Annotated in this window: 25 protein-coding genes; 17 read left to right on the top strand and 8 right to left on the bottom strand. The window is 67.3% G+C overall.

Features of this window, described 5'->3' with window-relative positions; all coding sequences use genetic code 11:
• Positions 1 to 58: 58 nt before the first annotated feature.
• Complete coding sequence (locus AC5P8D_RS11130) at positions 59 to 505, top strand: universal stress protein (protein ID WP_005411629.1); 447 nt, start codon at positions 59 to 61, stop codon at positions 503 to 505.
• Positions 506 to 636: 131 nt separating this feature from the next.
• On the opposite strand, the gene AC5P8D_RS11135 is transcribed toward AC5P8D_RS11130, so the two are convergent.
• Positions 637 to 921, bottom strand: coding sequence for a DUF2782 domain-containing protein (locus AC5P8D_RS11135; RefSeq protein WP_005411628.1), 285 nt, complete (start codon positions 919 to 921; stop codon positions 637 to 639).
• A 98-nt stretch (positions 922 to 1,019) separates the two neighbouring features.
• Here AC5P8D_RS11135 and polA point away from each other — a divergent pair, with 98 nt between their 5' ends.
• The gene (gene polA, locus AC5P8D_RS11140; protein ID WP_495203315.1) at positions 1,020 to 3,794 is read left to right on the top strand and encodes a DNA polymerase I; all 2,775 of its coding nucleotides are present in this window, start codon (positions 1,020 to 1,022) and stop codon (positions 3,792 to 3,794) included.
• Between the two features lie 365 nt (positions 3,795 to 4,159).
• Entirely contained in the window at positions 4,160 to 4,639 is a 480-nt protein-coding gene (locus tag AC5P8D_RS11145; protein WP_010482347.1) for a DUF421 domain-containing protein, read from the top strand.
• Between the two features lie 78 nt (positions 4,640 to 4,717).
• On the opposite strand, the gene AC5P8D_RS11150 is transcribed toward AC5P8D_RS11145, so the two are convergent.
• The 7 genes from AC5P8D_RS11150 to AC5P8D_RS11180 all read right to left on the bottom strand — a co-directional run bounded on the left by AC5P8D_RS11150 (position 4,718) and on the right by AC5P8D_RS11180 (position 13,475).
• Positions 4,718 to 6,238 (bottom strand): hypothetical protein, encoded by a 1,521-nt coding sequence (locus tag AC5P8D_RS11150; protein ID WP_414614667.1) that lies wholly within the window; start codon positions 6,236 to 6,238, stop codon positions 4,718 to 4,720.
• A 95-nt stretch (positions 6,239 to 6,333) separates the two neighbouring features.
• Complete coding sequence (gene hemF, locus AC5P8D_RS11155; protein ID WP_010482345.1) at positions 6,334 to 7,230, bottom strand: oxygen-dependent coproporphyrinogen oxidase; 897 nt, start codon at positions 7,228 to 7,230, stop codon at positions 6,334 to 6,336.
• Between the two features lie 54 nt (positions 7,231 to 7,284).
• A complete protein-coding gene (locus tag AC5P8D_RS11160) occupies positions 7,285 to 8,901 on the bottom strand; it encodes a hypothetical protein (protein WP_049480323.1) in 1,617 nt (538 codons plus the stop codon).
• A 37-nt stretch (positions 8,902 to 8,938) separates the two neighbouring features.
• On the bottom strand, positions 8,939 to 10,057 hold the full coding sequence (locus AC5P8D_RS11165) for a hypothetical protein (protein ID WP_197597606.1): 1,119 nt from the start codon (positions 10,055 to 10,057) through the stop codon (positions 8,939 to 8,941).
• Between the two features lie 32 nt (positions 10,058 to 10,089).
• Complete coding sequence (locus tag AC5P8D_RS11170) at positions 10,090 to 10,650, bottom strand: hypothetical protein (protein WP_019661728.1); 561 nt, start codon at positions 10,648 to 10,650, stop codon at positions 10,090 to 10,092.
• A 30-nt stretch (positions 10,651 to 10,680) separates the two neighbouring features.
• Complete coding sequence (locus tag AC5P8D_RS11175) at positions 10,681 to 11,100, bottom strand: NUDIX hydrolase (RefSeq protein ID WP_019337913.1); 420 nt, start codon at positions 11,098 to 11,100, stop codon at positions 10,681 to 10,683.
• The gene (locus AC5P8D_RS11180; RefSeq protein WP_495203316.1) at positions 11,097 to 13,475 is read right to left on the bottom strand and encodes a S9 family peptidase; all 2,379 of its coding nucleotides are present in this window, start codon (positions 13,473 to 13,475) and stop codon (positions 11,097 to 11,099) included. The genes AC5P8D_RS11175 and AC5P8D_RS11180 overlap by 4 nt, the downstream gene beginning before the upstream one ends.
• A gap of 167 nt (positions 13,476 to 13,642) precedes the next feature.
• Between AC5P8D_RS11180 and AC5P8D_RS11185 the strand changes: the two genes are divergently transcribed.
• The 14 genes from AC5P8D_RS11185 to AC5P8D_RS11250 all read left to right on the top strand — a co-directional run bounded on the left by AC5P8D_RS11185 (position 13,643) and on the right by AC5P8D_RS11250 (position 25,670).
• Complete coding sequence (locus AC5P8D_RS11185) at positions 13,643 to 13,972, top strand: hypothetical protein (RefSeq protein WP_010482336.1); 330 nt, start codon at positions 13,643 to 13,645, stop codon at positions 13,970 to 13,972.
• A gap of 37 nt (positions 13,973 to 14,009) precedes the next feature.
• Complete coding sequence (locus AC5P8D_RS11190) at positions 14,010 to 14,663, top strand: RNA polymerase sigma factor (protein ID WP_248854146.1); 654 nt, start codon at positions 14,010 to 14,012, stop codon at positions 14,661 to 14,663.
• Positions 14,660 to 14,875, top strand: a complete 216-nt coding sequence (locus AC5P8D_RS11195) for a hypothetical protein (protein WP_049413155.1) — start codon at positions 14,660 to 14,662, stop codon at positions 14,873 to 14,875. Before AC5P8D_RS11190 ends, AC5P8D_RS11195 begins: the two co-directional genes overlap by 4 nt.
• A 471-nt stretch (positions 14,876 to 15,346) precedes the next feature.
• Positions 15,347 to 16,645, top strand: coding sequence for an FtsX-like permease family protein (locus tag AC5P8D_RS11200; RefSeq protein ID WP_171954850.1), 1,299 nt, complete (start codon positions 15,347 to 15,349; stop codon positions 16,643 to 16,645).
• A 1-nt stretch (position 16,646) separates the two neighbouring features.
• Positions 16,647 to 17,846, top strand: a complete 1,200-nt coding sequence (locus AC5P8D_RS11205; RefSeq protein ID WP_049413150.1) for an ABC transporter permease — start codon at positions 16,647 to 16,649, stop codon at positions 17,844 to 17,846.
• Positions 17,847 to 17,975: 129 nt separating this feature from the next.
• The gene (locus AC5P8D_RS11210) at positions 17,976 to 19,373 is read left to right on the top strand and encodes a cytochrome ubiquinol oxidase subunit I (RefSeq protein ID WP_049454170.1); all 1,398 of its coding nucleotides are present in this window, start codon (positions 17,976 to 17,978) and stop codon (positions 19,371 to 19,373) included.
• A gap of 1 nt (position 19,374) precedes the next feature.
• Entirely contained in the window at positions 19,375 to 20,388 is a 1,014-nt protein-coding gene (cydB, locus tag AC5P8D_RS11215) for a cytochrome d ubiquinol oxidase subunit II (RefSeq protein ID WP_010482330.1), read from the top strand.
• Between the two features lie 217 nt (positions 20,389 to 20,605).
• Positions 20,606 to 21,349: a beta-ketoacyl synthase chain length factor gene (locus AC5P8D_RS11220; protein ID WP_043399566.1), complete on the top strand. Its 744-nt coding sequence runs from the start codon at positions 20,606 to 20,608 to the stop codon at positions 21,347 to 21,349.
• Positions 21,342 to 22,139: a lysophospholipid acyltransferase family protein gene (locus AC5P8D_RS11225; RefSeq protein WP_010482327.1), complete on the top strand. Its 798-nt coding sequence runs from the start codon at positions 21,342 to 21,344 to the stop codon at positions 22,137 to 22,139. The genes AC5P8D_RS11220 and AC5P8D_RS11225 overlap by 8 nt, the downstream gene beginning before the upstream one ends.
• On the top strand, positions 22,126 to 22,383 hold the full coding sequence (locus AC5P8D_RS11230) for a phosphopantetheine-binding protein (RefSeq protein ID WP_005411610.1): 258 nt from the start codon (positions 22,126 to 22,128) through the stop codon (positions 22,381 to 22,383). The genes AC5P8D_RS11225 and AC5P8D_RS11230 overlap by 14 nt, the downstream gene beginning before the upstream one ends.
• Positions 22,384 to 22,400: 17 nt before the next feature.
• Positions 22,401 to 22,658, top strand: a complete 258-nt coding sequence (locus AC5P8D_RS11235; RefSeq protein WP_006402206.1) for an acyl carrier protein — start codon at positions 22,401 to 22,403, stop codon at positions 22,656 to 22,658.
• 22 nt (positions 22,659 to 22,680) lie between these two features.
• On the top strand, positions 22,681 to 23,232 hold the full coding sequence (locus tag AC5P8D_RS11240; protein WP_010482325.1) for a COG4648 family protein: 552 nt from the start codon (positions 22,681 to 22,683) through the stop codon (positions 23,230 to 23,232).
• Complete coding sequence (locus tag AC5P8D_RS11245) at positions 23,225 to 24,910, top strand: ApeI family dehydratase (protein ID WP_414614668.1); 1,686 nt, start codon at positions 23,225 to 23,227, stop codon at positions 24,908 to 24,910. Before AC5P8D_RS11240 ends, AC5P8D_RS11245 begins: the two co-directional genes overlap by 8 nt.
• Positions 24,900 to 25,670 carry a glycosyltransferase family 2 protein gene (locus AC5P8D_RS11250; protein WP_414614669.1) on the top strand — a complete coding sequence of 257 codons (771 nt, stop codon included), beginning with the start codon at positions 24,900 to 24,902 and terminating at the stop codon, positions 25,668 to 25,670. Before AC5P8D_RS11245 ends, AC5P8D_RS11250 begins: the two co-directional genes overlap by 11 nt.
• The last annotated feature ends 1 nt before the right edge of the window (position 25,671 follow it).

Consider the following 25,671-nt stretch of genomic DNA (forward strand, 5'->3'; position numbering starts at 1 on the left):
GCACATCCGGTGTGTAATGGTGTCGTTCCCATCTGGCAGATCGCCACGGAGCCCCACCATGTACAAGCGCATCCTGATTGCCACCGACGGGTCCGAGCTGGCCGACAAGGGCCTGGCCAAGGGCCTGGAGCTGGCCAAGGACCTCAATGCCGAGGTCGATATCGTGACTGTGTCCGAGCCGTGGGCCGTCGGCATGTACGACGCCATGGGCTGGAGCGTGGGCTACATGAACAGCCCGGAGTACAAGGCCGACCGCGAGGAAGGCGCGCAGAAGGTGCTGCAGCCGGCGCTGGCCAAGGCCGCCGAGCAGGGCATTACCGCCAATCCGGTGCATGTGCTGGACCGCTACGCGGCCGACGGCATCATCGAGACGGCGGGCGAGCGCAACAGTGATTTGATCGTGATGACCTCGCATGGCCGCCGTGGCGTGACCCGCGTGCTGCTGGGCAGCCAGACCGCTGAGGTGCTGGCACGCAGCACGTTGCCGGTGCTGGTCATCCGCTGATTCAAGCGTTCCCGGGGAGGGGACCCGACGCCGGCCGCAGGATGCGCGCCGGCGTTGTTTTTTGTGGGGCCGGGGGTGAATCCACGCATGGCGTGGATCCACTGGATCGCAGGGATCCGACCCCGGGCACCTCACCAGCTGTACAGCTTCCAGTACACCGGCGACACGCCATCCTTGTCGTTGTCGAAACGGCCGTCGCCGTTCTTGTCGTACATGTAGAACGGAGCACCGCGCGACGGAGTCACCTTGACCATGCGCAGCTGGCCGGACACGCGGTATTCCTCGATGACATCGCCGTTGTCCATGGTGCGCTTGGACACGTCCGCGCCCTTGACGTCCACCGGGGGAGCGCCTGCGCCACCCATGCTGGCGCAGCCAGCGAGCAGGAGCAGGGAAGCCAGCATCAGGGTCTTCATCGGCGGGGGCCTTTGCCTGGAAAGAGCCTTGATTATGCCCCATCGCCGGGCGCCTGCCGTGTCGCCGCGATGCAGGCACGGGCGCGTAGAATCGACCCATGAGCAGATTAGTCCTGATCGACGGGTCCAGTTACCTGTACCGCGCGTTCCACGCGCTGCCGCCCCTGTCCAATGCACAGGGCGAACCCACCGGTGCGCTGTTCGGCGTGGTCAACATGCTGCGCTCGACACTGAAGGAGCGCCCAGCCTACGTGGCGTTCGTGGTCGATGCGCCCGGCAAGACCTTCCGCGATGACCTGTACGACCAGTACAAGGCCAACCGCCCGCCGATGCCCGATGAGCTGCGCAGCCAGGTCGAGCCGATGTGCCGCATCGTCGAGGCGCTGGGCATCAGCATCCTGCGCATCCCCGGCGTGGAAGCCGACGATGTGATCGGCACGCTGGCCCTGCAGGGCGTGGCGCAGGACCTGAAGGTGACCATCTCCACCGGCGACAAGGACTTCGCCCAGCTGGTGCGCCCGGGCATCGAGCTGGTCAACACCATGACCGGCAGCCGCATGGATTCGGACGCGGCGGTGATGGAGAAGTTCGGCGTGCGCGCCGACCAGATCATCGACCTGCTGGCGCTGATGGGCGATACCGTCGACAACGTGCCGGGCGTAGAGAAGTGCGGGCCGAAGACCGCCGCCAAGTGGCTGGCCGAGTATCAGCACCTGGATGGGGTGATGGCGGCCGCGCCGACCATGAAGGGCAAGATCGGCGAGAACCTGCGGGCGGCGCTGGAGCGGCTGCCGCTGAACCGCGAGCTGGTGACCATCCGCACCGACGTGGAGCTGGACGCCAGCCCGACCATGCTGGCCCTGCGCGAGCAGGACGTGCCGGAGTTGACCGAGCTGTATGCGCGCTACGGCTTCACCCAGGCGCTGAAGGAGCTGGGTGCACCGCTGCCGGCGCCGACGGCCGCCAGCGAAGCAACGCCGAGCCTGCGCGGTACGGCAGCAGGCTTTGCCCGCGGCAGCGCCGAGGCACCGGCAGCGGGCACGCTGGATCCGGCGCTGGCCGCGCCAGGTGAATACGAGACCGTGCTGACCGCCGAGCAGCTGCAGGCCTGGGTCGAGCGCCTGCAGCAGGCGGACCTGATCAGCTTCGATACCGAAACCGATGCGCTGGACGCGATGCGTGCGCGCCTGGTCGGCGTCAGTCTGGCGGTCGAGCCGGGCAAGGCCGCCTACATTCCGGTCGGCCACGATTACCCGGGTGCGCCGGCCCAGCTGCCGATGCAGCAGGTGCTGGATGCGCTGCGCCCGATGCTGCAGGACCCGGCGAAGAAGAAGCTGGGCCAGCACGGCAAGTACGACCTGCACGTGCTGCGCCGTCACGGCGTGGACGTGCAGGGCTACCACGACGACACCATGCTCGAGAGCTTCGTGCTCAATTCCACCGCCACCCGCCACGACATGGATTCGCTGGCCCTGCGCTATCTGGGCTACAACACCATCAAGTTCGAGGACGTGGCCGGCAAGGGCGCCAAGCAGATTCCGTTCTCGCAGGTGGGCATCGACGAAGCCAGCCGCTATGCGGCCGAGGACGCCGACATCACCTTGCGCCTGCACCGCGCGCTGCAGCCGCAGCTGCTGGCCGAACCGGCACTGGACAGCGTGTACCGCGACATCGAGATGCCGCTGGTGCCGGTGCTGACCAGCATCGAAGCCAACGGCGTGCGGGTCGACACCGACGAACTGCGCCGGCAGAGCCAGGACCTGTCCTCGCGCATGCTGGCGGCGCAGCAGAAGGCCACCGAACTGGCTGGGCGCAGCTTCAACCTGGATTCGCCCAAGCAGCTGCAGGCGGTGCTGTTCGACGAGCTGAAGCTGCCGGCGGTGGTGAAGACCCCGAAAGGCCAGCCCAGCACCAATGAAGAGGCACTGGAGGCGATTGCCGACCAGCACGAGCTGCCACGCGTGATCCTGGAGTACCGCGGGCTGGCCAAGCTGCGCAGCACCTACACCGACAAGCTGCCGGAGATGGTCAACCCGGACACCGGCCGCGTGCATACCAGCTACCACCAGTCCGGCGCCGCCACCGGCCGCCTGTCCTCGTCGGACCCCAACCTGCAGAACATCCCGATCCGCACCGAAGATGGCCGCCGCATCCGCCGCGCGTTCATCGCCCCGGCGGGCTTCCAGCTGCTGGCCGCCGACTACTCGCAGATCGAGCTGCGGATCATGGCCCACCTGTCCGAGGACCCGGGTCTGGTGCGTGCCTTCGAGCAGGGCGCCGACGTGCACCGTGCCACCGCCGCCGAGGTGTTCGGGCGTACGCTGGAAGAGGTGACCCCGAACGAGCGCCGCGCTGCCAAGGCGATCAACTTCGGCTTGATGTACGGCATGAGCGCCTTCGGCCTGGCCCGCAACCTGGGCATCGACCGCGGCCAGGCGCAGGACTACGTGGCGCTGTACTTCAGCCGCTACCCGGGCGTGCGTGACTTCATGGAGCGGATGCGCCAGCAGGCCCGTGACCAGGGCTATGTGGAGACCCTGTTCGGCCGCCGCCTGTACCTGAACGACATTCATGCACGTAACCAGGGCCTGCGCGCCGGTGCCGAGCGTGCTGCGATCAACGCGCCGATGCAGGGCACCGCCGCCGACATCATCAAGCGCGCGATGGTGGACGTGGACCGGTGGCTGCGTGACAGCCGCGCACCGGCACGGATGATCCTGCAGGTGCACGATGAACTGGTCTTCGAAACCGAAAGTAGTTTCGTTGAAGACTTGCGTTTGCAGGTGGTGGAGCGCATGTCGCAAGCGGCCAAACTGCGCGTGCCGCTGGTGGTCGATACCGGCATCGGCAACAACTGGGACGAAGCACACTAGGGTGTTTCAGGCCGAAAACGACGTGAATTCGTTCATTCGTCAGAGGTTTCTGACTCGATCATGAATGTTGCCCTGATCGAGGTTCATTAAATTGGGCCCCTTCACGAACCGTTAGTGTTCGGAGTGCTTCTATAACTCTCGACAGGCGCAACGCCTGTTGTGGATCTCTCCCATCCCCTGGAGCAGATCTCGGAACGGGGACTCCTCCCCAAGTGCCCGTTCCCCGGCCCCGTTGACCTCCCCCTGGTCAGCGGGGCTTTTTATTTGTGCCGCCGGAATCGCAGATGGGGTCGCCTTTGCCCACCGGGCAAAGGGATCTGACCCCAGGTGCTAGGCTGGGCCACTGTCCAGCAGGGGAACCCGCAATGCCCGACCTGTTCGCACTGGCAATGCCGTGGTGGGAGTTCATCCTGCGCGCGGTGGTGGTCTATGTCGTGGTGCTGGGCATGGTCCGGCTTGGCGGCAAGCGGGCTCTAGGGCAGATCACGCCGTTCGACGTGCTGTTGATCGTGCTGCTGGGCAATGCGGTGCAGAACGCGCTGCTGGGCACCGATACCTCGCTGGGCGGTGGCCTGCTGCTGGCCGCAACCCTGATCCTGCTCAACTATGGGGTAGGCTGGGTGAGTACCCGCAGCCGGCGGATCGAGCGCCTGGTTGAAGGAGAACCCGTGGTGATCGCGCGTGATGGGCGCCTGTTCGACGCCGTTCTGCGTCGCGAGCAGGTCACGCGTGCCGATTTCGAGGCCGCCATGCGCCAGCAGGGCGGCCTGGGCGTGAAGGATGTCGAGCTGGCCCTGCTGGAGATCAACGGGCACATCACCATCATTCCGAGGAAGAGCACCTGACCTTGTAGAGCCGAGCCCATGCTCGGCTGCCTTGCGTCCGGAGCCGAGCATGGGCTCGGCTCTACAGGTGCATGAGCCTCAGGGCGCGGCTTCGGCCTTCAGTGCCGGCCAGTTGCGGGTGGCGTCCACATCACAGGCCACGTGCGTGCCTTTGCCATCCTTCGCGCAGATCGCAGCCATGGCTTGCGGGATCTTCGGGTCTGCGGTGTGCGAATACACCGCTGCCAATGCCAGGCACCCTTCGCGCACGCCCGCGCCGCACAGCGTCTCGAAGTAGGGCAGCGACGCGGCCCATTTTTCGGACTCGAACAGCGCTTCGCCGGCCACCTTGCAGCCGAGCAGCTTGCCATCGGTGCAGCAGGCCTTTGCGCCGTCCTTGCGTGCCAGGGTCGGGCAATCCAGCGGCAGCGGAATTTCCACGAAGGCCACAGGCGGCTTGCAGCTGGCGCTGCCTGTGGTCGGCTTGCGCTCGTAATAGGCGAAGCGGTTGCCGCCGTCGACGCTGGCCAGGTTTCCGTTCTTCAGCGGCTGCAGTACGAAGTCGCTGCCGACATCGCGACGGATGAAAATGCGGCCGTCATGCAGGCGCGCGCGCATGCGCTGGTCGCGACCCTCGGCCTCAACCAGGCCGCCATCGAGGAAGCGCAGCTGCGAGAGCACGCCGTATTCGGCTTCAAAGCTGCCACAGGGCAGTGCGGTGGCCGGCACCGGGGCCAGTGCAGCGGCTGGTGCGGTGGCCAGGCTGGCAAGTGCCTTGGCGCGGCCGCAGGCCACGCCGTCCGCGCGCTGCGCGCACGACAGCTGCAGTGCTTCGTGGGCCTGTGAAAGGCGTCCACCACTCCACAGCACCTCGGCAACGTCGGCGCAGAAGGTCTCGCCGTGCTGCTGCCGGCACAGTGCGGCCAGCTCATCGAGCTGCGCCGACGGCAACGCAGGGTCGACCGCATGCTGCAGCCCGAGCAGGGACTTGCCGATCATCTCCAGCCCGATCACCTCGGCGATCGCCCGGCAGCCCTCGGCGTTGAAGGATGCGGAATCCTCCTTGCAGATCTCCGGTTTCGGCGGCTCGGCTCGTGCAGGCGCGGGGGCTGCGTCCTTGGCCCGCTGCTGGTAGGTCTCCAGCAACCGCATGCAGGCTGCGCCCACGCCCTCGGCACACCAAGCGTGCAGTTTCACGGGTGCGGCCTCCGGCAGCGCCTCCAGGCACTCGGAGGTGTTCATCACGCAACCGTCTTCGATGGGCTCCGGCATCGTCTTGCAGGCGGCGGCGTGCTCACGGGTGAACTCGCGATAGGGCGTGCTGATCGTGCGGTCGTTGTCCGAGAAGTACCAATTTTCCAGCTGGCCCGTGGACAGGTTGCCGGTACCCAGCACGTCCTCCTGGCGGGCGATGCGCAGCTCCTCGGTGGCCTGGTAGGGGCCGGACAGGAAGCCGTGGCCTTCGCTCTCGAGGGTCAGCGTGGTGTTGCCGCTGCTGTCCTTGTATGTGCCGCAGGCCATCGACTGCGCGGCGGCCGGCAGGCTGGCCGAGGCCAATGCAAGCAACAGCAGGGAGCGCCAGCCCGCAGCGCGGGGGCGAAGGGAAACAGCAGCAGGCATGGGGTCATCCTTGAAAGAAGTGGGGCAGGGCCTGTCCGGTGCGGGGCGCACCGCAGGCGGGGAAGGCGCCACGCGTCAGGCGTGGCGCCGGAAGATCAGAGCCAGTCGCGCGGCACCAGGTAGTCGGCCAGGCGCGCCTCGGCGCTGCCGGCCTCCGGGCTGAAGCCGTATTCCCAGCGCACCCGCGGCGGCAGGCTCATCAGGATGCTCTCGCTGCGGCCACCGCTCTGCAGACCGAACAGCGTGCCGCGGTCATAGACCAGGTTGAATTCCACATAGCGGCCGCGACGGTACAGCTGGAACTCGCGCTCGCGTTCGCCATGCGCGGTGTCCTTGCGCTGCTGCACGATCGGCAGGTAGGCCTGAAGGAAGCCATCGCCGACCGCACGCAGGTAATCGAAATCGCGCTCGAAGTCGCCGTGCAGGTCGTCGAAGAACAGGCCGCCAACGCCACGCGTTTCATTGCGGTGGCGCAGGAAGAAATACTCGTCGCACCAGCGCTTGTGCGCGGCATAGCGTTCCTCGCCGAACGGCGCACACAGGTCGCGTGCGACCCGGTGCCAGTGCTGCACGTCTTCGTCGAACGGATAGAACGGCGTCAGGTCGAAGCCGCCGCCGAACCAGCTGGCCACCACTTCACCGTCGCGTTGCGCCTGGAAGAAGCGCACATTCGCGTGGGTGGTCGGCACGTAGGGGTTGAGCGGGTGGAACACCAGCGACACGCCGGTGGCGCGCCAGGAGGCGCCGGCCAGTTCCGGGCGGTTGGCCGAGGCCGATGGCGGCAGGCGGCTGCCGGCCACGTCGGAGAAGCCGATGCCGGCCTGCTCGAACACCGCACCGTCACGCAGCACACGGGTGCGCCCGCCACCGCCCTCGGCCCGCTGCCACAGGTCTTCCTGGAAGCGGGCCTGGCCATCGACGGCCTCGATCGCCGCACAGATGCGGTCCTGCAGGTCGGTGAGGTAGGCGCGCACGCGCTCGAATTCGTTCATGGCGCGTACTTTACCGCAGGGCCCGCCCGAAGCTGCGGACAGGCCCTGACCGGCTCAGCGCTTGCGGTTGGGGTTGCGCGGTACCGGAGTGTCGTCCACCGCCGCCTCGTCAACCGCCTTCTGCAGGGCACCGCCCAGCGTGATCAGCTCCCAGTTCTGCGTTTCGAGCACGTCGCAGGCCACATGCAGGCCGCTGCGGTCGGCCTTGCACAGCTGTTCCAGGATTCGACGCGCGTCCACCTCCGCACCGTTGCCTTGTGCGGTGACCAGATTCTCGCAACCCTCGCGGACACCGGCACGGCAGACCGTGGTGTAGTGCTCGACGGCCTGCAGCCAGTGCCCGGACAGCGCAAGACGGTTGCCGAGAATGTTGCAGCCCTGCAGCTTGCCCTGCGCGCAGCAGGCGTCGGCACCGTCCTCGTTGGTCAGTGCCAGCGGGCAATCCTGTGGCAGTGGCAGCACCCTGAACTGCTTCGGCGCACTGCACCGGGTCGGGCCCTCCCCGGTGGGGACGAACACCTGGAAGCGGGTCCAGTTATCCAGGCCCAGCAGCTGCCCGCCGGGCAGCGGGCGCAGCACGAAGTCGCCGTCCCGGTCGTGGTGGATGCGGATGTCGCCCGCTTCGACGCGCGCGCGAAGATGGCTGCTCCAGCCCACACCGACCAGGCCGGCATCGCCGAAATCCAGCGTGTCCATCAGGCCGCCGTCGGACCGGTAACTGCCGCAGGGCAGGACCGTTGCCGGCTGCGGCTGCAACGATGCACCCACCGCCTGCAACGCCGGCAGGCGCTCGCAGGTGGCGGTATCGTTGCCGGGTGTGCAGGCCGCAGCCAGGGCCTGCACCGCCTGCAAGTGGTCTCCTGCTTCCCAGGAAAGTTCAGCCACGCGGGTGCAGAAGCCGCCATGGGATACCTCGCGGCACAGCCGCAACAACTGTTGCCGCCGCTCGGCCGGAATGATCACCGGCACGGTCGGCGCCGTCATCGTCACCATGGCTTCGGTCATGGCTGCCGTCATCGCCGCCTTGACCAGCTGCTCCTGCACTGCGGGGTCGGCCTCGAGTGCGGCGGCACACGCCGCGGTTCCCTGTTCGAAGCCACCGTCGTCACAGGCGGCGGGGAGCTTGATGCCGGACAGGGCGGCGTCGAGCGCTGCCTTTGCCAGGGCAGGATCGGCCGCGACCGTGGGTTTGGCCTCCTCGTGCCAACGATCAGCCAGTTGCAGGCACATGCCGGGCACGCCTTCCCGGCACCCTGATTCCAGCGCGGTCGGGGTGGCTTCGCGACGGTTGTCCAGGCACGCCGCCGCATCGGCCAGGCAGCTGCCTTCAGCCGGCGCGGCGGCTGCGGCGCACTGTGCAGGGGCCTGCAGGATGTAGACCGTGCCATCCACCTCGACCGTCCGGCCACGATCGCGCACCTGCAGCGCGCTGGGCAGGCCGTACTCCAGGTTCACCAGTTGCAGCTTTCCGTCGATCTGCTGGAACGCGACCGGAGAGGGCGCACTGCCGAAGTGTTTCTGCTCGCCGCGGTTTGGCGAGCTGATGCGCAGCGTACCGCTGCCTTCGTCGGCCTTGAACATGCCGCATTGCGGTGACTGTGCGGCGGCCATCGGCGCGGCCAGCAGCAGTGCCCAGGCCAGCCAGCGGCGGCGCGGTGCGGGTGAATGCATGTCGTCTCCTTGACGATCGAACGGAAAACTCCAAGCGCTACGGCGAACCACGGCCCTCGCGCGGGGGCGTGCATTGTGCCGTGCCGGGCACCGGCTGGTAACGCTGATATCCCGTCTGCGCATCCATACCAAGCAGGTCGCCATTGCCGAGCTGACGCAGCACAAGGTTTTCGCCGTTCTGCTGCAGGTGGATCGCGCCGTCATGCAGACGGCCACGCGCGCCATCGCCGAAGTCGAGCCTGTCGATCACGCCACTGTCGGCCTGATAGCGGCCGCACGGCACCTGCTGGGCCGGGACGAGGCGCAGGTCCGCGCCGAGATCGCGCAGCGGTGCGATGCGTTCGCAGGCACTGATGCGGCCTGCATCGCAGACCACCTGCAGGGCCTGCACCGCCCACGCGGGTTCCAGCGCGATCAACTGCTGTTCGGCCACTTCGACGCAGAAGCGACCACTGCGGTGCTGCAGACACAGCTGCTGCAGACGATCGCGTGCAGCGGCCGGAAGCGGTGAATCCAGTGCGTCTTCGTCTTCCTGTTGCAGGCGTTCACCCACCCGCTGCATCGCGGTGGCCAGCGCATCACCGGTCAGCGCCTCGCAGGCCTGCGGGTCATGCTCGGGCGTGTGTTCGCGGCAGGCGGACGGGCGCTCGAAGAGGGCGGCGCCGGTGTCACCAGCGGCTGCGGCGTTGCCATCGCGCAGTTGTCGCAACAGCGCCGAGCAGCCCGCGCCAACGCCTTCGCCGCACGCGCGCTGGGCCTGGCCGGGAGAGGCCGTGGGCAGCTGCGCAATGCAGTGGCTGCCGGCGGCGCGACAGCTGCCGTCCATCGTGCTGGGCTCGACGGTGCAGGCACGGGACTGGCGCAGCGTGTAGGTCACCACCCCGTCGTCCTCGATGCGCTGGCCATCGGCACTGATCCGGATCGGCTCCGCCACGCCATCGTCGAGCATGACCAGGCGCGTCTGCGCCGCACTGCGATCAACCCACAGCGGCTGCGGCTCGCTGCCGTCAGCGTGGTGGTAGCCGCTGCTGGGGGTGGTGAACACCAGCGCCATGCCGCCATCGGCGCTGCGGTATTCGCCACACTGCAACGCGTCGGCGCCGGCTGGCAGCGCGGCGAACAGCAGCAGTGCGGGGAGAAGAGCCTGCAAGCGCATGCGACGGTCCTTGTCGTGCGGAAAAGGGGGGCTCAGTGGAAACGTGAGCGGATGTCCGGCCGCAGCAGGCGCCAGGCCAGCCAGCCCTGCAGGCCGAGGAACACAAATGACATGGCCACCACGGTCAGCGTGATCAACCAGCGTTTCAGATGGAGTTCCTGCTGCAGGAGGGCGTCGTCGGAGAGAAACGGGATGACGTCACGCATGAACACATCCAACCAGCCGGCGATCGCAAAGTTGGTCACTGCGCTCAGCAGCAGGATCACCACAAAGCTCCACAGGCCCCAGCTGCGCTCGCGCAGCAGGCCCCAGCTGGCCAGGGTCGAGGCCAGGCACAGCAGCGCGACGATCAACGACGCGGCCACCGGATGCGCCAAAAGCCAGATCAGGCTGTGCAGGTGCTGGTCTTGCACTTCCCTCTCAACCAGATGCCAGATCGGAAGGTTGTGCAGCGGCCACAGCAGTAGTCCCTGCATCACGAAGTAGACCGTGAGCAGCAGTGACAGCCAGAACGAGGCCTGTGCGATCGGGCGCACCCAGGCGTGATAGGCCGGCTGGACCAGCGAAGGAATCGGCGGGATCGACATTGACATCCGGTGTCCTTGCAATCGGTGCCCGCGCGGTCAGCGGGCCGTCACCCGGGTGGCGACCGCCGGCAGGATATGGTGTTCGCTCAAGGGTGCCAAGGGCAGGCCATGCGGTGGTTGCAGCGGCACCCAGGCCAGTTCGGCGATCTCGGCGCGCGCCTGCGGCGTGCCGTGCACCTGCACCCACCAGGCCTGTGCCTGTACGCGCTGGCCAGGCTCATTCACCGCCCAGTCCTCGAACGTGCCCAGCGCAGCCGCTGAAGCCGTACGCAACTGCACGCCCAGCTCCTCGTCCAGCTCGCGGGCCAGCGCCTGCAGAGGCGCCTCGCCGGGTTCGGGCTTGCCGCCCGGCTGGATGAAGCGGCTGGCGCCCTGCTTGCGCACCACCAGCGCCTGGCCGCGGTCATCCAGGATGACCGCGGCCACGATGTGGATCGTGGCCGCGGCGTTGCTCACTTCAGGTTCTGCTCGAACAGCTTAAGGATGCGCTTGTACTGGTCCAGCCAGGAATCGGCACGGGTGTAGCCGTGGCGTTCCAGCGGGTACGGTGCGATCGACCAGTTGTCCTTGTGCAGTTCGATCAGGCGCTGGGTCAGGTTCACCGAGTCCTGGAAGAACACGTTGTCATCCATCATGCCGTGGGCGATCAGCAGGTTGTCCTGCAGGTTCTGCGCGTACTCGATCGGCGAGGACACGCGGTACGCCTCCGGATCGATGTCCGGGGTGTTGAGGATGTTGCTGGTGTAGCCGTGGTTGTACTGGTGCCAGTCCACCACCGGGCGCAGCGCGGCGCCGGCCTTGAAGGTGCCCGGCGAGCGGAACAGCGCCATGAAGGTCATGAAGCCGCCATAGGAACCACCGTAGATGCCGGCGTGGTCGCGGTCACCCTGCTGGGTGTCGACCAGCCAGTCCAGGCCGTCCTTGTAGTCTTCCAGTTCCGGGTGGCCCATGTTGCGGTAGATCGCCGTGCGCCAGTCGCGGCCGTAGCCCTCGCTGCCGCGGTAATCCATGTCCAGCACGATGTAGCCCTTCTGCACCAGCAGGTTGTGGAACATCTGCTCGCGGAAGTAGGCCGGGTAGCGCTGGTGCACGTTCTGCAGGTAGCCGGCGCCGTGCACGAACATCACGATCGGGTACTTCTTCCCCGGTTCCTTGTTTTCCGGTTCGTAGTACTTGGCCCAGACCACGCCGGCACCGTGCTTGGACGGCACTGCCACCAGCTTCGGCTGGATCCACTGGCGCGCCTTGTAGTCGGCGGTGCGGGTGTCGGTCAGCACGCGTGTCTGGCCACCGGCACTGGGCAGCACGGCCAGCTGCGGCGGCAGGTAGGCGCCGGAGTAGCGCACCAGCAGCTGCTGGCCGTCCGGCGACAGCGAGAAGTCTTCCACGCCGTTGAGGCTGGTCAGCTCGCGCACCTGGCGGCTGCCGGTGTCGACCGCGCAGACTTCGTAGTCATGTGGCGCCTGCTGGTTGCACAGGAAGTAGAAGCCCTTGCCATCGGCCGACGGCACCGGCGCCGAGGTTTCCCACTTGCCGCTGGTCAGCGCCTGCGGCTTTGCGGTACCGGCCTGGGTGTACAGGTGCGAGAAGCCCGATTCCTCCGACAGCAGCCACAGCGTGCGGCCATCGGCCATCCAGCCGAAATCGTTGAAGCCCCAGTTGATCCAGGCGTTGTCGGTCAGGCGGTGGCGGTTCTGCACGCGGCCGTCGGCAGCGTTGACGCTGATGATCCAGCGGTCCTTGTTGTCGTTGGCACGCAGCATCACCGCAGCTTGCTGGCCGTCGGCGCTCCAGCGGATGCCACCGCCCATGAAGTCGCTCATCACCTGCAGGCTGCGCTCGCCCTTCAGCGCGTCCTTGCCGGCCTTGCGGCGCAGCTCGGCCAGCGGATCGGTGCTGATGCCCGGCAGGCCAGCCAGCGGAACCTTCTCGGCCTTGCCGGTGCGCACGTCCACGTACCACAGGGTATGCGGTTCGAAGCCGTTGCGGCCGACGCGGGTGCGGGTGTCTTCGGTTTCCTCGTAGCCCGATTCGGTCACGTACAGCGGCATCTTGCCGCCACGGCCGTCATCGAAGTCCTTCGGCTTGGTCACCACGATCAGGTGGGTCAGGTCCGGCGACAGCACGCTGTCGGCGATCTCCACGTCGGCGCCCAGGTACACCGGGCCCGGCGCGCGGGTCGGGTCGGCCTGGCGCCAGCGCTGGTCCTGGTCCTTCAGTGCTTCGCGCTGGTCACGGTCGCGGCGCAGGGTTTCCAGCGTGCGCAGCTGCTGGTCGCGCAGCACGTCGGCCTTCGGTGCCGTGCGCGGATCCTTCTCGGCCTTCAGGCTGGCCACCTGCTGCACGCCGCTGGCGGCGGTCCAGTGGAACCAGTTCTGGCCGACGCGCCAGATCACGCCGTTGTCGGCGGCGAAGTTCACGTTGCCCGCGCGCTCGTTACTGCGGGTCAGCTGGGTCAGCGCGCCGCTGCGCAGGTCGCGCACGAACACGTCGCCATTGCGCACGAAGGCGCTGCGGCTGCGGCTGCGGTCGTAGACCGGCTCGGCCACGTCCAGGGTGCCGCGCTGGTCATCGGCGACCTGCGCGGCCACGCCACCGGCCAGCGGCTGGCGGAAGGTATCGCGCACCGGGCTGCCGCTACGCTTGAGCTGGTATTCCACCTGCTGGCTGTTCCACGACCACCAGGCCTTCTCGACCGGCGGACCGATCCAGTCCGGGTCGGCCATGGCCTGTTCGATGGTGATCGGCGTCGGCGCGGCATGCGCGGCATGCGCAGCCGGTGCGGCCAGCACGGCCGACAGCAGGAGGGACAGGGGCAGCACTCGGGACATGGGCGGACGGCACCAGAAGAGGAAACCGGCCAAGGGTACCAGCCGCCCCGGCCCGGGGCAGGGGCCACAGGTCATGGCAGCGGGATTGGCAAAGTGGTGCAACCGGTTGCCGTGGTCGCGCATCCATTCTCCTGAACCCGCATCATCCACCGAACAGGAGCCCGACCATGCAGGAACTGATCCCGATCACCCTCTTCATCTGCATCGCCTACGCGATCCATGCCATTGCCGATGCCCGCGCCCGCAGCAAGCTGGTGGCTCCGCACGTGCCGGAGGAAGTGATCCGCTCGCTGGCGGTACTGGAAGAAGAACGCCGCCGCCAGGGCGCGCTGCGCTGGGGCATCAGCCTGGTCAGCCTGGCCGTGGCAATGGGCCTGCTGGAGGCGATCGGTGCACGCGAACTGACCTTCGGCGCCGCCGCCGCGATGGTCGGCAGTGCCGGCCTCGGCCAGCTGCTGGCCTGGCACTTCACCCGTCCTGCCGCACGCAAGGGCTGAGCCGGCCCATGCCATGGGCACAGGGGGCGCTCCATAGATGAGCCTGCTCGGCGAAGCATTGTCGGCACTGCGGGGCCATCGCCGCCACGATACGGCGGCGACGGCGGCACCCATCGAACCGCTGGATGCGGACCAAGCCTTGGTGCGGGCCATCATCGACGGCTCGCAGGCGGCCTTCGCGAAGCTGGTGGAGACCCACCAGCGCACCTGCGCGCATGTGATCGGGCGCATGGTGGGCGACCGTGATCAGGTGGCCGACCTGCTGCAGGAAACCTTCCTGGCCGTGTTCCGCCAGCTGCACCGGTTCCGCTTTGAATCCTCGCTGCGCACCTGGGTTTCACGGGTGGCTTACACCACGGCATTGCAACACCTGCGCCGGCGACGGCTGGAGGCGCAATGGATGGTGGCGGTGGAAGTACCCGAGGAACTGGGTATTGGCGATGAAGGGCCGGGGCCGGCTGAACTGAGCGAGGCGCTGCAGGCTGGTCGCCATCTTGGCGCGGCGCTGGAACGGCTGAGTGCACCGCAGCGGCTGATCGTCGGCCTGCATTACCTGGAGGATTTCGATCTGGCCGAGATCGAGCAGGTGACTGGACTGGCACGCGGTACCATCAAGAGCCACCTTCACCGTGCGCGCCAGGTCCTGAAGCAGGAACTGACGCGGCATGCCACCGCCGGAGAACTGCTGTGAATCCACCGACCGACCCTCGCGATGCGGAAGAGCGCGCGCTGGCGCAGGCGTTGCGTGAGCAGGCGCAGCAGGAACAGACACCGGATGTGAGCGAGGCGCTGCAGAAGCGCATCGCCGCTGAGTCGCGCGACAGTGGCGTGGGCTATGTGGTGGTGCAGGTGGTGTTGCTGGGGGCGTTGGTGGCAGGGGCTGTCTGGTACTTCTGGCGCTGACAGGACGTGGTGATGCGTTAGACGCATTCTGCGTGGTCTGCAGGCCCAATGACCTGGAATGAGGACTCGTGAAACTCGCGAGCTTCATCAATATGTGGTGATTAGCGCCATGACGAGTCGTGATCGCGCCGCCAATCGTAGGCTGATGTTGCCGACAATGATTCTGAGCTCTCAACCATCTTGAGGATAGTTGCAGAGTTCCATTCCGCTATTGAGGTTCATGTGCGTCCTGGGGAACTCTCGGTCGTCGGCAATCGCTGACGCAGGTCATAGCCGGGGAGGCTTGGACCTGTTCGCGTTCCATCAACTTCAACGGAGATGCGTCATGTCGAAGATCGACAAGTCTGTGCTGCCCGTGCATTCAGCCCGTATCTGGCCACCCTTGGCGATCCAGTGAGAAGCAGGGATCTGCTTCTGCGTGGGATGCCGATCGCGTCTGTCTAGGCACAGGGTCAACTCCATGGAGGGTGTGTGATCTTCTATTACGTTTCTCTGTCGCTTAAGCGCTTTCGGCAACGCCTACGGACGCACATTGCCGTCGCTCTCATGCTCGGTGCGGGAGTGGGAACCGCCATGGTGATGCTGTCCATTGTGCTGCAGGCATCCTCCGATCCGGTCCCGGGACGCAGCGGGTCGCTCTTCCGTCCACACCTGGACGTGCGCCCGGGAGCACAGCACGCGGCGGCACCTGATCCTGGGCAGGGGTTGACCTGGCCTGATGCCAAAGCCCTGCTGGACCAAGGGTATGCCTGGAATCAGGCGGCCATGGCCGGTGGTGCCGTGACCCTGCTGAAACCCGGGCAATCAAGCGCCCGGCTGCGTGCCAGATACGCAACGTCAGGAGTGTTCGGCGTGCTCGGGATCACTCTGGTGCAAGGGCGATCGTGGACGGCGGAGGAAGGGCAGGCTGGAAGTCGGATCGCTGTGCTGTCACGGGCACTCGCAGCGGTCGAGTGCCCGGCCGGATGCATCGGTCATCCGCTGGAGCTGAGCGGGCGCACATACACGGTTGTCGGCGTGGCGGAGGACTGGCATCCGGTGCCGATGTTCCAGGGAGACGTGACCCGTCGTCCTTTCGTGGAACCCGATCAGATCTATCTACCGGTTGAAACTGCCATTGCGGACGGATTGACCGTGGTCGACGGCGTGGCGGTCTGGGGCGGTGGGGAGGGAGTGGAACTTGCTGGCCCGCAGGCGTCCTGGCTGCAACTGTGGGCATGGCTACCGACAGTGGATGACGTGTCTGGATACCGCGCGATGCTGAACGCGTACGCGCAAGCCCGGGATCTGCAGGTTGACCCGGATAGCGATCAGGTCGGGCTCTGGCCGCTGATGGCGTGGCTGGACCGACAGGGCCTGGTCCCTGAGCGCACCCGGACCCAGCTTCATCTGGCACTGCTTCTGCTGGTGGTCTGCATCGTCAATGCAGCCGCGCTGCTGGGATTCAGCCTGGGCGCGCGCCGTCGCGAGCTTGCGATACGTCGCGCGCTGGGTGCCCGGCGGGGGGATGTTTTTGCCCAGCTCATGTGGGAATGCGCATCGTCGGGATTGGCCAGTGCTGCATTGGCGGCCATTGCGTATGCGGTGGGCATGCGGCTGGTGGCGACAGGGGAGGTGCTTCCGTCGGCCATCACTACGCTGGACCCCGCGTCCGTACTGATGGCAGCCGGGGTTGGGTTCGCGACAGCGCTGTTGTGCGCGTTCATCCCCGCGCTGGAAGTCTGCCGGAGCGGATCGCTGTCGCGGTTGTTTGCAAAGGGAGCGGCGTGAAATGCTGGATTCAATGCAGGAAGTCCGCAACCACCTGGGCCGCGCGTCGCTGCTGTTTGTACAGGCCGCACTGGCCAGCCTGGCCTGCGCCTTTGCCCTGCAGTCTGCCGCAGATGGTTTCTCACGATTGAACACGCGGGGCATCGAGGGAGCACAGGCGATCGGTGTCATCCGGGTCTCCGATATCGAAGAGAGGGTGGCGCCTTCGTTGGTGCGATCGGACCTCTCCGCCATCCAGCTCCCTGGCGTCCGGCAGGCGGTCGCCAGCGATTCGGTTCCGTTCGGAGGCAGGGCTCATCATTACGGTGCATGCACCAGTGATGCAGCCATGGCACACGCCATGGCGGCTGGCAGCAGCGACGTGGCAGGCTGTGATCGCATTCCCGTGATAACCGCCAGCCCAGGCCTGTTGACGATGCTGGGGGCACAGGTGGTGAAGGGGCGTTTGCCGGCAGACCATGAGGCGACCGACGGCGCGCCGGTCGTGCTGATCAGCGAGGCATTGGCCGTCCATCTGTTTGGCTCGGAGAGCGCCGTGGGTCGTCAGCTGTACTTCGGGCCGGGAAGCAGCAGGGTGATCGTGGGTGTGTTCTCGTCCATCGTCGGGCCTGCGCCAAGTGGAAACGATCGGGACTCGCAGTGGGCGCTGTTTCCCGGTTTTCCAACCGGTGCGAGCCGCTATTACCTGATCGGATCCCACGCGGAGGTGGATCGCGTGTTGCTTGACCGCACCGTTGAGGCGCTGCGGCAGCCCTATCGCGTCGTGAATCCGACAGGCGTTGACACGTTGGCCGGATATCGCGATGCCTACCTTCGTGCAGACCGCTTCACGACGGCCATGCTCGCTTTCATGGCAGCGGTGGTCCTGGGTGTGCTGATGGCCGGCGTGTCCGGCGTGGTAGGCGCATGGCTGGAGCGTAGGCGGCGCTCCATCGGTATCCGTCGAACGTTGGGTGCGCGCGCATCGGTGATCTTCACGGAGATCATCTTCGAAGTCAGCATTTTCACCATTTCTGGCGCCGTGCTGGGCGCGTGTTCGCTGTACCTGTTCTGGTCGCCCGAGGACCGAAGCTCGATATCGTCGTGGCTGACAGGGTTGATGGCGTTCATGTTGGTGATGGTGGCGAGTCTTGCTGCCCTGCTGCCCCGTGCATGGCGAACGGTGCGGGAGGAGCCATTGGCGTTGTTGAAGCCGTTCTGATTCGTTCGCCCGTGAGCCCAGCTCCACCTGCGACAAAGTGAAGCAGCGCGTCACCCGGTCGCATCCCGCTTTAACAATATCCCCCTAAAGTGGTGCGGTATCCCACCGGCAGCTGGCAGGAGGCGTCCCTTGGACGCGTTGTTGTTGTCCCGGATCCAGTTCGGATTCGTCATCAGTTTCCACGTGCTGTTCCCCGCCTTCACCATCGGTACGGCCAGCTGGCTGGCCTTCATCGAATGGCGCTGGCTGCGCACGAAGTTGCCCGTGTGGCGCGAGCTGTATTTCTTCTGGCAGAAGATCTTCGCGGTGTCGTTCGGCATGGGCGTGGTCAGCGGCATCGTCATGGCCTTCCAGTTCGGTACCAACTGGCCGCGGCTGAGCGAGGTAGCTGGCACGGTCATCGGCCCGCTGCTGACCTACGAGGTGCTGACCGCGTTCTTCCTGGAAGCCAGCTTCCTCGGCGTGATGATGTTCGGCTGGGGCCGGGTCTCGCCGCGCCTGCATTTCCTGTCCACCTGCATGGTCGCGCTGGGCACGCTGTTCTCCACGTTCTGGATCCTGTCGTCCAACAGCTGGCTGCATACACCGGCCGGCTACGAGATGGTCAACGGCATCGTGCATCCAGTCGATTGGTGGCAAGTGGTGTTCAACCCCTCGTTCCCCTATCGCCTGGCGCACATGGCGCTGGGCTCGTTCATCACCACCTGTTTCGTGATCGGTGGCGTGGGTGCGTGGTACCTGCGAAAGGGAACGCACGTGGAAGCGGGCCGACGCATGCTGATCGCGGCGGTGGGGTTCGCAGCACTGACCGTGCCGGTGCAGATCTTCGTCGGCGACATGCATGGCCTGAACACGCTCAAGCATCAGCCGATGAAGATCGCGGCGATGGAAGCGCACTGGCATGAAACCAAGGAAGGCGAGGGCGTGCCGCTGGTGGTCTTCGCGCTGCCGAACGAGAAGGAAGAGCGCAACGATTTCGAAGTGACCATCCCGAAGCTGGGCAGCGTGATCCTCACCCACAGCCTGGACGGCACCTTCGATCCTCTCACCTCGGTACCCGCCAGCGAGCGGCCTCCGGTGACGCCGGTGTTCTTCGCCTTCCGCATCATGGTCGGGCTGGGCACGCTGATGCTGTTGCTGGCCTGGGTGTCGGCCTTCCAGTTGTGGCGGAAGAAGCTGCTGGATTCGCCGTGGCTGCTGCGCGGCTGGAACTGGATGCTGCCCAGTGGCTTCATCGCGCTGCTGTCGGGTTGGTTCGTTACCGAGATGGGGCGCCAGCCGTGGGTGGTGTATGGCGTGCTGCGCACCGCTGATGCAGTGGGCCCGCAGAGCGCGTGGATGACCGCGCTGTCGCTGGGCGTCTACGTTGTTGGCTATGCCTTCGTGTTTGGCTGGGGCATCTGGTACCTGGTGAAGATCCTGCGCCATGGGCCGCAGCCGTACGCCGAGGGGCCGTCGCTGGACCACGGCAGCCATACCCCGGCACGCCCGCTGTCGGCCGCCGACGAACCGCTGGAGGAACGCTGACATGGACCTGATGACCTGGCTGCCGGTGGCATGGTTCGCGGTGATCGGCTTCGGCGTGCTGATGTACGTGGTGCTGGACGGCTTCGTGCTCGGCATCGGCATCCTCGCCCCGTTCGCCGAAGACGAGGAACAGTTGGACCTGATGATGAACACTGCCGCGCCGATCTGGGACGGCAACGAGACCTGGCTGGTGCTCGGTGGCGCCGGCCTGCTGGCGGCGTTCCCGAAGGCGTATGCGGTGCTGCTGTCGGCGCTGTACCTGCCGGTGCTGCTGCTGGTGGTGGCGCTGGTGTTCCGCGGCGTGGCGTTCGAGTTCCGCTTCAAGGCGCATCGTTCGCGCCGGCTGTGGAGCGTGGCGTTCGGCCTCGGTTCGCTGCTGGCGACCTTCGCCCAGGGCGTGATCCTCGGCACCCTGGTGCAGGGCATCCCGCTGGTGGACGGTGTCTATCAGGGCGGGCCGTTCGCCTGGTTCAGCCCGTTCGCGATGCTGACCGGCGCTGCGCTGGTCGCCGGCTACGCGCTGCTGGGCAGCACCTGGCTGATCCTGAAGACCGAAGGGCGCGTGCAGGCGCTGGCGCGGCAGATGACCCGGCCGCTGGTGGTGGCGGTGATCGCGGCGATGGGCCTGGTCAGCAGCTGGCTGCCGTTCCTCGATTCGCGGTTGATGGATCGCTGGTTCAGCGACGGCAACTTCTGGTGGCTGTCGCCGGTGCCTTTGCTGACCCTGGCGGTGGCTGCCGCGCTGTGGCGCAGTGCCACCCACCCGCGCCGTGACCTGCCGCCGTTCCTGCTCAGCCTGGCCCTGTTCGTGCTCGGCTTCCTCGGCCTGGTGCTGGGCATGTGGCCCTACCTTCTGCCGCCGTCGATGACGCTGTGGCAGGCCGCCGCGCCGGCCTCCTCGCTGGGCTTCACCCTGGTCGGGCTGGTCATTCTGCTGCCGGTCATCCTCGGCTACACGGCATGGTCGTACCGGGTATTCCGCGGCAAGGTGCACGCCGACACCGGTTACCACTGATCGATTGAAGACGGGGCCTGCGCTTGCCGGGCCCCGTGTTGGGGAATGTGAAACCTGCACACCCCGCGCGGGACGTGCTAGCGTGCGCTCCTTTCCGGCGGCCAGGGGGGCAGCCGGCGACGTCCTGGACGGACGCACGGCTGCAGGAACGGGGGGCCGCCGCGCGTCGCCGTAATGGCTCGTGCCTATCGTTCTCCCGTTGAAGCACCATCGCCAAATGATCGAATTTTCCATCGTCGACTGGGCCGCCTGGGCGCCCGGCCTGAGTGAGCGCAGCCAGTGGCTGGGCTGGGCCGATACGCCGTACCTGCCGCATGGCGGGGACACGCCGGCGCTGGCCGAAGTGCCGGCGATGCAGCGCCGTCGCATCGAGCGGCTGGGTCGTATGGCGATCCAGGCCGCGTGCTGGTGCGAGGACGGGCAGGGCGCCGACAGTGACGTCCCGCTGGTGTTCGCCAGCCGCCACGGCGACGTGGCCCGTTCGATGGACCTGCTGGGCGCGCTGGTCGGCGACCAGCCGTTGTCGCCGACCGGATTCGGCCTGTCCGTGCACAACGCGATCGCCGCGCTGTATTCGATCGCCCGCGGTCACCGCGGCAACTACCTGGCGCTGGCGGCGGGCCAGGCCACGGTGGAGACGGCGTGCCTGGAGGCCGTCGGCCTGCTGGCCGATGGCGCCCGCGAGGTACGGGTAGTGGTCTACGAGTCGCCACTTCCTGAAATTTACGCGACGTTCGCCGACGAACCCGATCCGTTCTTTGCGTGGTGCTGGCGTTTGACCGCTCCGGCAGAGGGCCGGCCGACGCTGTCGCTGCAGTGGCAGCCGGCCGACGGCCAGGCCAGCACTGCGCCCGGCCTGCTGCCGCATGCGCTGGACCTGCACCGGTTCCTGTTGTCCGGCGCGCCGGCACTGGAACACGTGGCCCACGGCCAGCGCTGGTGCTGGAGCCGCCGTGGCTGAGCTGCTGCGCCGCCTCGACCATGCCTGGCGTGTGTTTGGCACCGGCCTCAGCTTCGTCGCGTTTGGCCTGGGCGGGCTGCTGCTCGGCGTTCTGGTGATGCCGGTACTGCTGCTGATGCGTGACCCGGTGGCGCGCCGCCGCCGCGCCCGGCGCGTGGTCCAGGTCGCGTTCGCCAGCCACCTGCGGCTGATGCGCGGGCTGGGGGTGATGACCTACGAGATCGAGGGCGGTGAGCGCCTGCAGCGCGACGGCCTGCTGGTGCTGGCCAACCACCCGACCCTGATCGACGTGGTCTGCCTGATCTCGCTGCTTCCCAACGCCGACTGCGTGGTCAAGCGGGCCGTGGCCTGCAACCCGTTCATGCGCGGTCCGGTACGGGCCGCCGGCTACATCGCCAATGACGATGGTGCCGGCCTGGTCGATGACTGTGTGGCCGCAGTGCGCGCTGGAGGCACCCTGGTCATCTTCCCGGAGGGCACCCGCAGCGTGCCCGGACAGCCGCCGCGGCTGCAGCGGGGCGCGGCCAACATCGCCGTGCGCGGCCGCCTGGACATCACCCCGGTGCGGATCACCTGCAGCCCGCCAACGCTGACCAAGGGGCAGAAGTGGTATCGTGTCCCCTCACGTCGCTTTCACGTTCGGCTGCAGATCGGCGAAGATATCCCGATCGCGCCATTTCTGGCCGAAGACGACTCGCCAAGGGGGGATGCCTTGGCAGCCCGTCGCGTCACCGAGCACCTTTCTCGTTATTTCGACCTGTCTGGAGATCCGAACCGTGCAAGCACTTGAGCACGAGATCAAGGAATTGATCATTTCCTCCCTTTCGCTGGAGGACATCACGCCGGAGGACATCGATCCGACCGCGCCGCTGTTCGTCGAGGGCCTTGGCCTGGATTCGATCGACGCGCTGGAGCTGGGCCTGGCGCTGCAGAAGAAGTACGGTGTGAGCCTCTCGGCCGATTCGGAAGAAACCCGTCGCCATTTCTCCAGCGTGCGCGCGCTCGGCGAGTTCGTCGCCGCCCGCCAGTCGTAACGGTGCCAGGACCTGCCATGACCAAGAATGAACTGTTCGAACGCATCGTCAGCATCCTGACCGACAGCTTCGAGATCGAAACCGCCCGGATCACGCCCGAGGCCCGCCTGTACGACGACCTGGACATCGACAGCATCGATGCGGTGGACCTGATCGTGCAGCTCAAGCCGCTGCTCGGCCGCAATCTGCAGCCGGAAGCGTTCAAGGCCGTGCGTACCGTGCAGGACATCGTTGATGTGGTGCACAGGCTGCTGCCGGACCAGGCAGCAGCCTGACCGCAGCGCCGACGGCTCCACCATGGCACGCGCACGCACGGTCGTGGTGGCTGCGATCTCGCTGGCCTACCCGGTACTGGTGTACCTGGCGATGGGCCGTTTCGAGCCACGCTGGCTGTCGCTGCTGCTGTTCACCCTGGCCCTGCTGCGCGCGCTGAGTACGCGCCAGCCGCTGTGGTGGGCCGCGGCCGCGGGCACCGGCCTGCTGGCGGTGCTGGCCACGGTACTCAACCAGGCCCTGCCGCTGAAGCTGTACCCCGCGCTGGTCAATGCAGTGATGCTGGCGGTGTTTGGCACCAGCCTGCGTTTCGGCCCGCCGCTGGTGGAACGCCTGGCACGGCTGCAGGAACCGGACCTGCCAGCGTTCGCAGTGGCCTATACCCGCCGCGTCACCCAGGTGTGGTGTGGCTTCTTCGTTCTCAACGGCAGCCTGGCCCTGCTGACCGCGCTGTACGCGTCGGACCGGGTCTGGATGCTCTACAACGGATTGTTGGCGTACGTGATGATGGGCGTGTTGTTCGCAGGTGAGTGGCTGGTGCGGCGGCGGGTGAAGGCGGCGCACGCGCATGGCTGAGTGGATTGCCCTGGACCGGCTGCTGCTGGAGGCGCGCCCGCAGCGCAATGTTGGCGTCTGCGATGGCGAGGTGATCGACCACGCTCGCTTCCGCCAGCGCGTGCTGGCCTGGCGCGCGGCTTTTGCGGCCGCCGAAGGCCGTGACTGGGCCCTGTATTTCGACGATGCCGTGGCCTTTGCTGCGGCGCTGTTCGGCGCCTGGCATGCCGGCAAGCGGGTGTTCCTGGCCGCCGACAACCTGCCGGCCACGCTGCAGGCGCTGCAGCCGCAGGTGAGCGGTTTCGCAGGCGACGTGTCCGCCGATTACCGCCCGCTGGCGGCGCTGGACGCCGCGCTGGACGACGAACTGCAGGCGCTGGACGAGCGCGCCTGCGAACTGTGCGTGTTCACCTCCGGCAGCACCGGCCAGCCGAGCGCGATCAGCAAGCGCATGGACCAGCTGGCGCGCGAGGTGGATGCGCTGCAGGCCGCGTTCGGCGCGCAGCTGGAAGGCGTGCAGGTACATGGCACGGTGTCCCACCAGCACATCTACGGCCTGCTGTTCCGCGTGCTGTGGCCACTGGCCGCCGGCCGCCTGATCCATCCACGCCGGTTCTTCCATGAAGACCTGGTGGGCGCGCTGGCCGGTGCCGACACGGTGCTGGTGGCGACCCCGGCTCACCTCAAGCGCCTGCCCGAGCAACTCGACTGGGCCAGCCTGCATGGCCGCCTGCGTGCAGTGTTCTCCTCCGGTGGCCCGCTGCCGGAAGACGCGGCGCGGCAGGTGCGGCAGTGGCTGGGCGTGGCGCCGACCGAGGTCTATGGCAGCAGCGAGACCGGTGGTATCGCCTGGCGCCGCTGGGACGCCGACCTGCCGCCGTGGCAGCCGCTGCCGGGCGTGCAGTGGCGCATCGAGGATGGCTGCCTGGCCGTCGCCTCGGCGCATCTGGAAACCCTCGACTGGTGGCGCACCCAGGACCGCGTGGAAGCCTTGGCCGACGGCCGCTTCCGCCTGCTGGGCCGTGCCGACCGCATCGTCAAGATCGAAGAGCGCCGCGTTTCGCTGGATGCGCTCGAACGCGCGCTGCGCGAAGACGCCGAAGTGGACGACGTGCGCGTGCTGGTCCTGCCCGGCCAGCGCGAGCAGCTGGCGGCCGTGGTGGTGCCGGCCGACCTGGCGCTGCTGGAGGGCGGTGACGCCGCGCGCCGCGCGCTGGGCCAGCGCCTGGGCGCGCGCCTGGCACAGGCACATGACGCGGTCACCCGGCCGCGCCGCTGGCGGCTGGTGCCGACGCTGCCGATCAACGCACAGGGCAAGGTCACCCAGGCGGCGCTGGCAGCGCTGTTCCAGCCACTGATGCCGGTGCCGGTCTGGGACCGCCGCGACGCCGCCAGCGCCACCCTGCGCATGACCCTCGACCCGGCGCTGCGGCCGTTCCAGGGCCACTTCCCGCAGGCGGCGATCCTGCCCGGCGTGGCGCAGCTGGACTGGGCAGTGCGTTTTGGCCGCCAGATGTTCGCGATGCCGGCAGCGTTCCTGCGCATGGATGCGGTGAAGTTCCAGCATGTGGCCCGCCCGGGCGATGAGCTGACCCTGCAGCTGGACTGGGATGCCGCACGCAACGTGCTGGCCTTCCGCTACACCTCCAGCCACGGTGTGCATGCCAGCGGCAAGGTGGTCTTCGCCGATGCGGACTGATCCGGCCGTTGCCAGTGCCGCGTTCGCGCCACTGGTGGTGATCCCCGTCTACGACCACGAGCACGCCATCGCGGCGGTGGTCGACGGCGTGCAGGCCGCCGGCCTGCCGTGCCTGCTGGTCGATGATGGCTCGCATGAGGCGTGCGCGAATGCACTGCGCTCGCTGGCACAGCGCCAGGGCGTCGACCTGCTGCGCCTGGACATCAACCAGGGCAAGGGCGGGGCAATGCTGGCCGGTTTCGCCGAAGCCGGTGCGCGTGGCTACAGCCACGTGCTGCAGATCGATGCCGATGGCCAGCACGACACCGCTGACCTGCCACGCTTCTTCGAAGCGGCGCGCGCCCATCCCGAGGCGGTGATCTGCGGCATTCCGGCCTACGACGCCAGTGTTCCGAAGGCGCGCCTGTACGGGCGCTACGCGACCCACATCTGGGTCTGGATCAACACGCTTTCGCTGCACCTGCGCGACACCATGTGCGGCTTCCGCGTGTATCCGCTGCCGGCGGTGCTGCGCCTGATCGATGAAGAGACCATCGGCCGCCGCATGGATTTCGATACCGAGGTGATGGTGCGCCTGTACTGGCGGCAGCTGCCGGTCGAGCACCTGGCCACGCGCGTGACCTATCCCGCCGATGGCGTGTCGCACTTCGATGTGTGGCGCGACAACGTGCGCATCAGCCGCATGCATACCCGCCTGTTCTTCGGCATGCTCTGGCGCGCACCACGCCTGCTGTGGCGCCGCCTGCGGGGGCAGCACTGAG

This window comes from Stenotrophomonas sp. YJH_SMC_101-4, from assembly GCF_059370395.1.

Coding starts and splice junctions, on each gene's coding strand:
- AC5P8D_RS11130 (WP_005411629.1), top strand. CDS start 59: ATGTACAAGCGCATCCTGATTGCCACCGACGGGTCCGAGCTGGCCGAC.
- AC5P8D_RS11135 (WP_005411628.1), bottom strand. CDS start 921: ATGAAGACCCTGATGCTGGCTTCCCTGCTCCTGCTCGCTGGCTGCGCC.
- polA (WP_495203315.1), top strand. CDS start 1,020: ATGAGCAGATTAGTCCTGATCGACGGGTCCAGTTACCTGTACCGCGCG.
- AC5P8D_RS11145 (WP_010482347.1), top strand. CDS start 4,160: ATGCCCGACCTGTTCGCACTGGCAATGCCGTGGTGGGAGTTCATCCTG.
- AC5P8D_RS11150 (WP_414614667.1), bottom strand. CDS start 6,238: ATGCCTGCTGCTGTTTCCCTTCGCCCCCGCGCTGCGGGCTGGCGCTCC.
- hemF (WP_010482345.1), bottom strand. CDS start 7,230: ATGAACGAATTCGAGCGCGTGCGCGCCTACCTCACCGACCTGCAGGAC.
- AC5P8D_RS11160 (WP_049480323.1), bottom strand. CDS start 8,901: ATGCATTCACCCGCACCGCGCCGCCGCTGGCTGGCCTGGGCACTGCTG.
- AC5P8D_RS11165 (WP_197597606.1), bottom strand. CDS start 10,057: ATGCGCTTGCAGGCTCTTCTCCCCGCACTGCTGCTGTTCGCCGCGCTG.
- AC5P8D_RS11170 (WP_019661728.1), bottom strand. CDS start 10,650: ATGTCAATGTCGATCCCGCCGATTCCTTCGCTGGTCCAGCCGGCCTAT.
- AC5P8D_RS11180 (WP_495203316.1), bottom strand. CDS start 13,475: ATGTCCCGAGTGCTGCCCCTGTCCCTCCTGCTGTCGGCCGTGCTGGCC.
- AC5P8D_RS11185 (WP_010482336.1), top strand. CDS start 13,643: ATGCAGGAACTGATCCCGATCACCCTCTTCATCTGCATCGCCTACGCG.
- AC5P8D_RS11190 (WP_248854146.1), top strand. CDS start 14,010: ATGAGCCTGCTCGGCGAAGCATTGTCGGCACTGCGGGGCCATCGCCGC.
- AC5P8D_RS11205 (WP_049413150.1), top strand. CDS start 16,647: ATGCTGGATTCAATGCAGGAAGTCCGCAACCACCTGGGCCGCGCGTCG.
- cydB (WP_010482330.1), top strand. CDS start 19,375: ATGGACCTGATGACCTGGCTGCCGGTGGCATGGTTCGCGGTGATCGGC.
- AC5P8D_RS11220 (WP_043399566.1), top strand. CDS start 20,606: ATGATCGAATTTTCCATCGTCGACTGGGCCGCCTGGGCGCCCGGCCTG.
- AC5P8D_RS11235 (WP_006402206.1), top strand. CDS start 22,401: ATGACCAAGAATGAACTGTTCGAACGCATCGTCAGCATCCTGACCGAC.
- AC5P8D_RS11240 (WP_010482325.1), top strand. CDS start 22,681: ATGGCACGCGCACGCACGGTCGTGGTGGCTGCGATCTCGCTGGCCTAC.
- AC5P8D_RS11245 (WP_414614668.1), top strand. CDS start 23,225: ATGGCTGAGTGGATTGCCCTGGACCGGCTGCTGCTGGAGGCGCGCCCG.
- AC5P8D_RS11250 (WP_414614669.1), top strand. CDS start 24,900: ATGCGGACTGATCCGGCCGTTGCCAGTGCCGCGTTCGCGCCACTGGTG.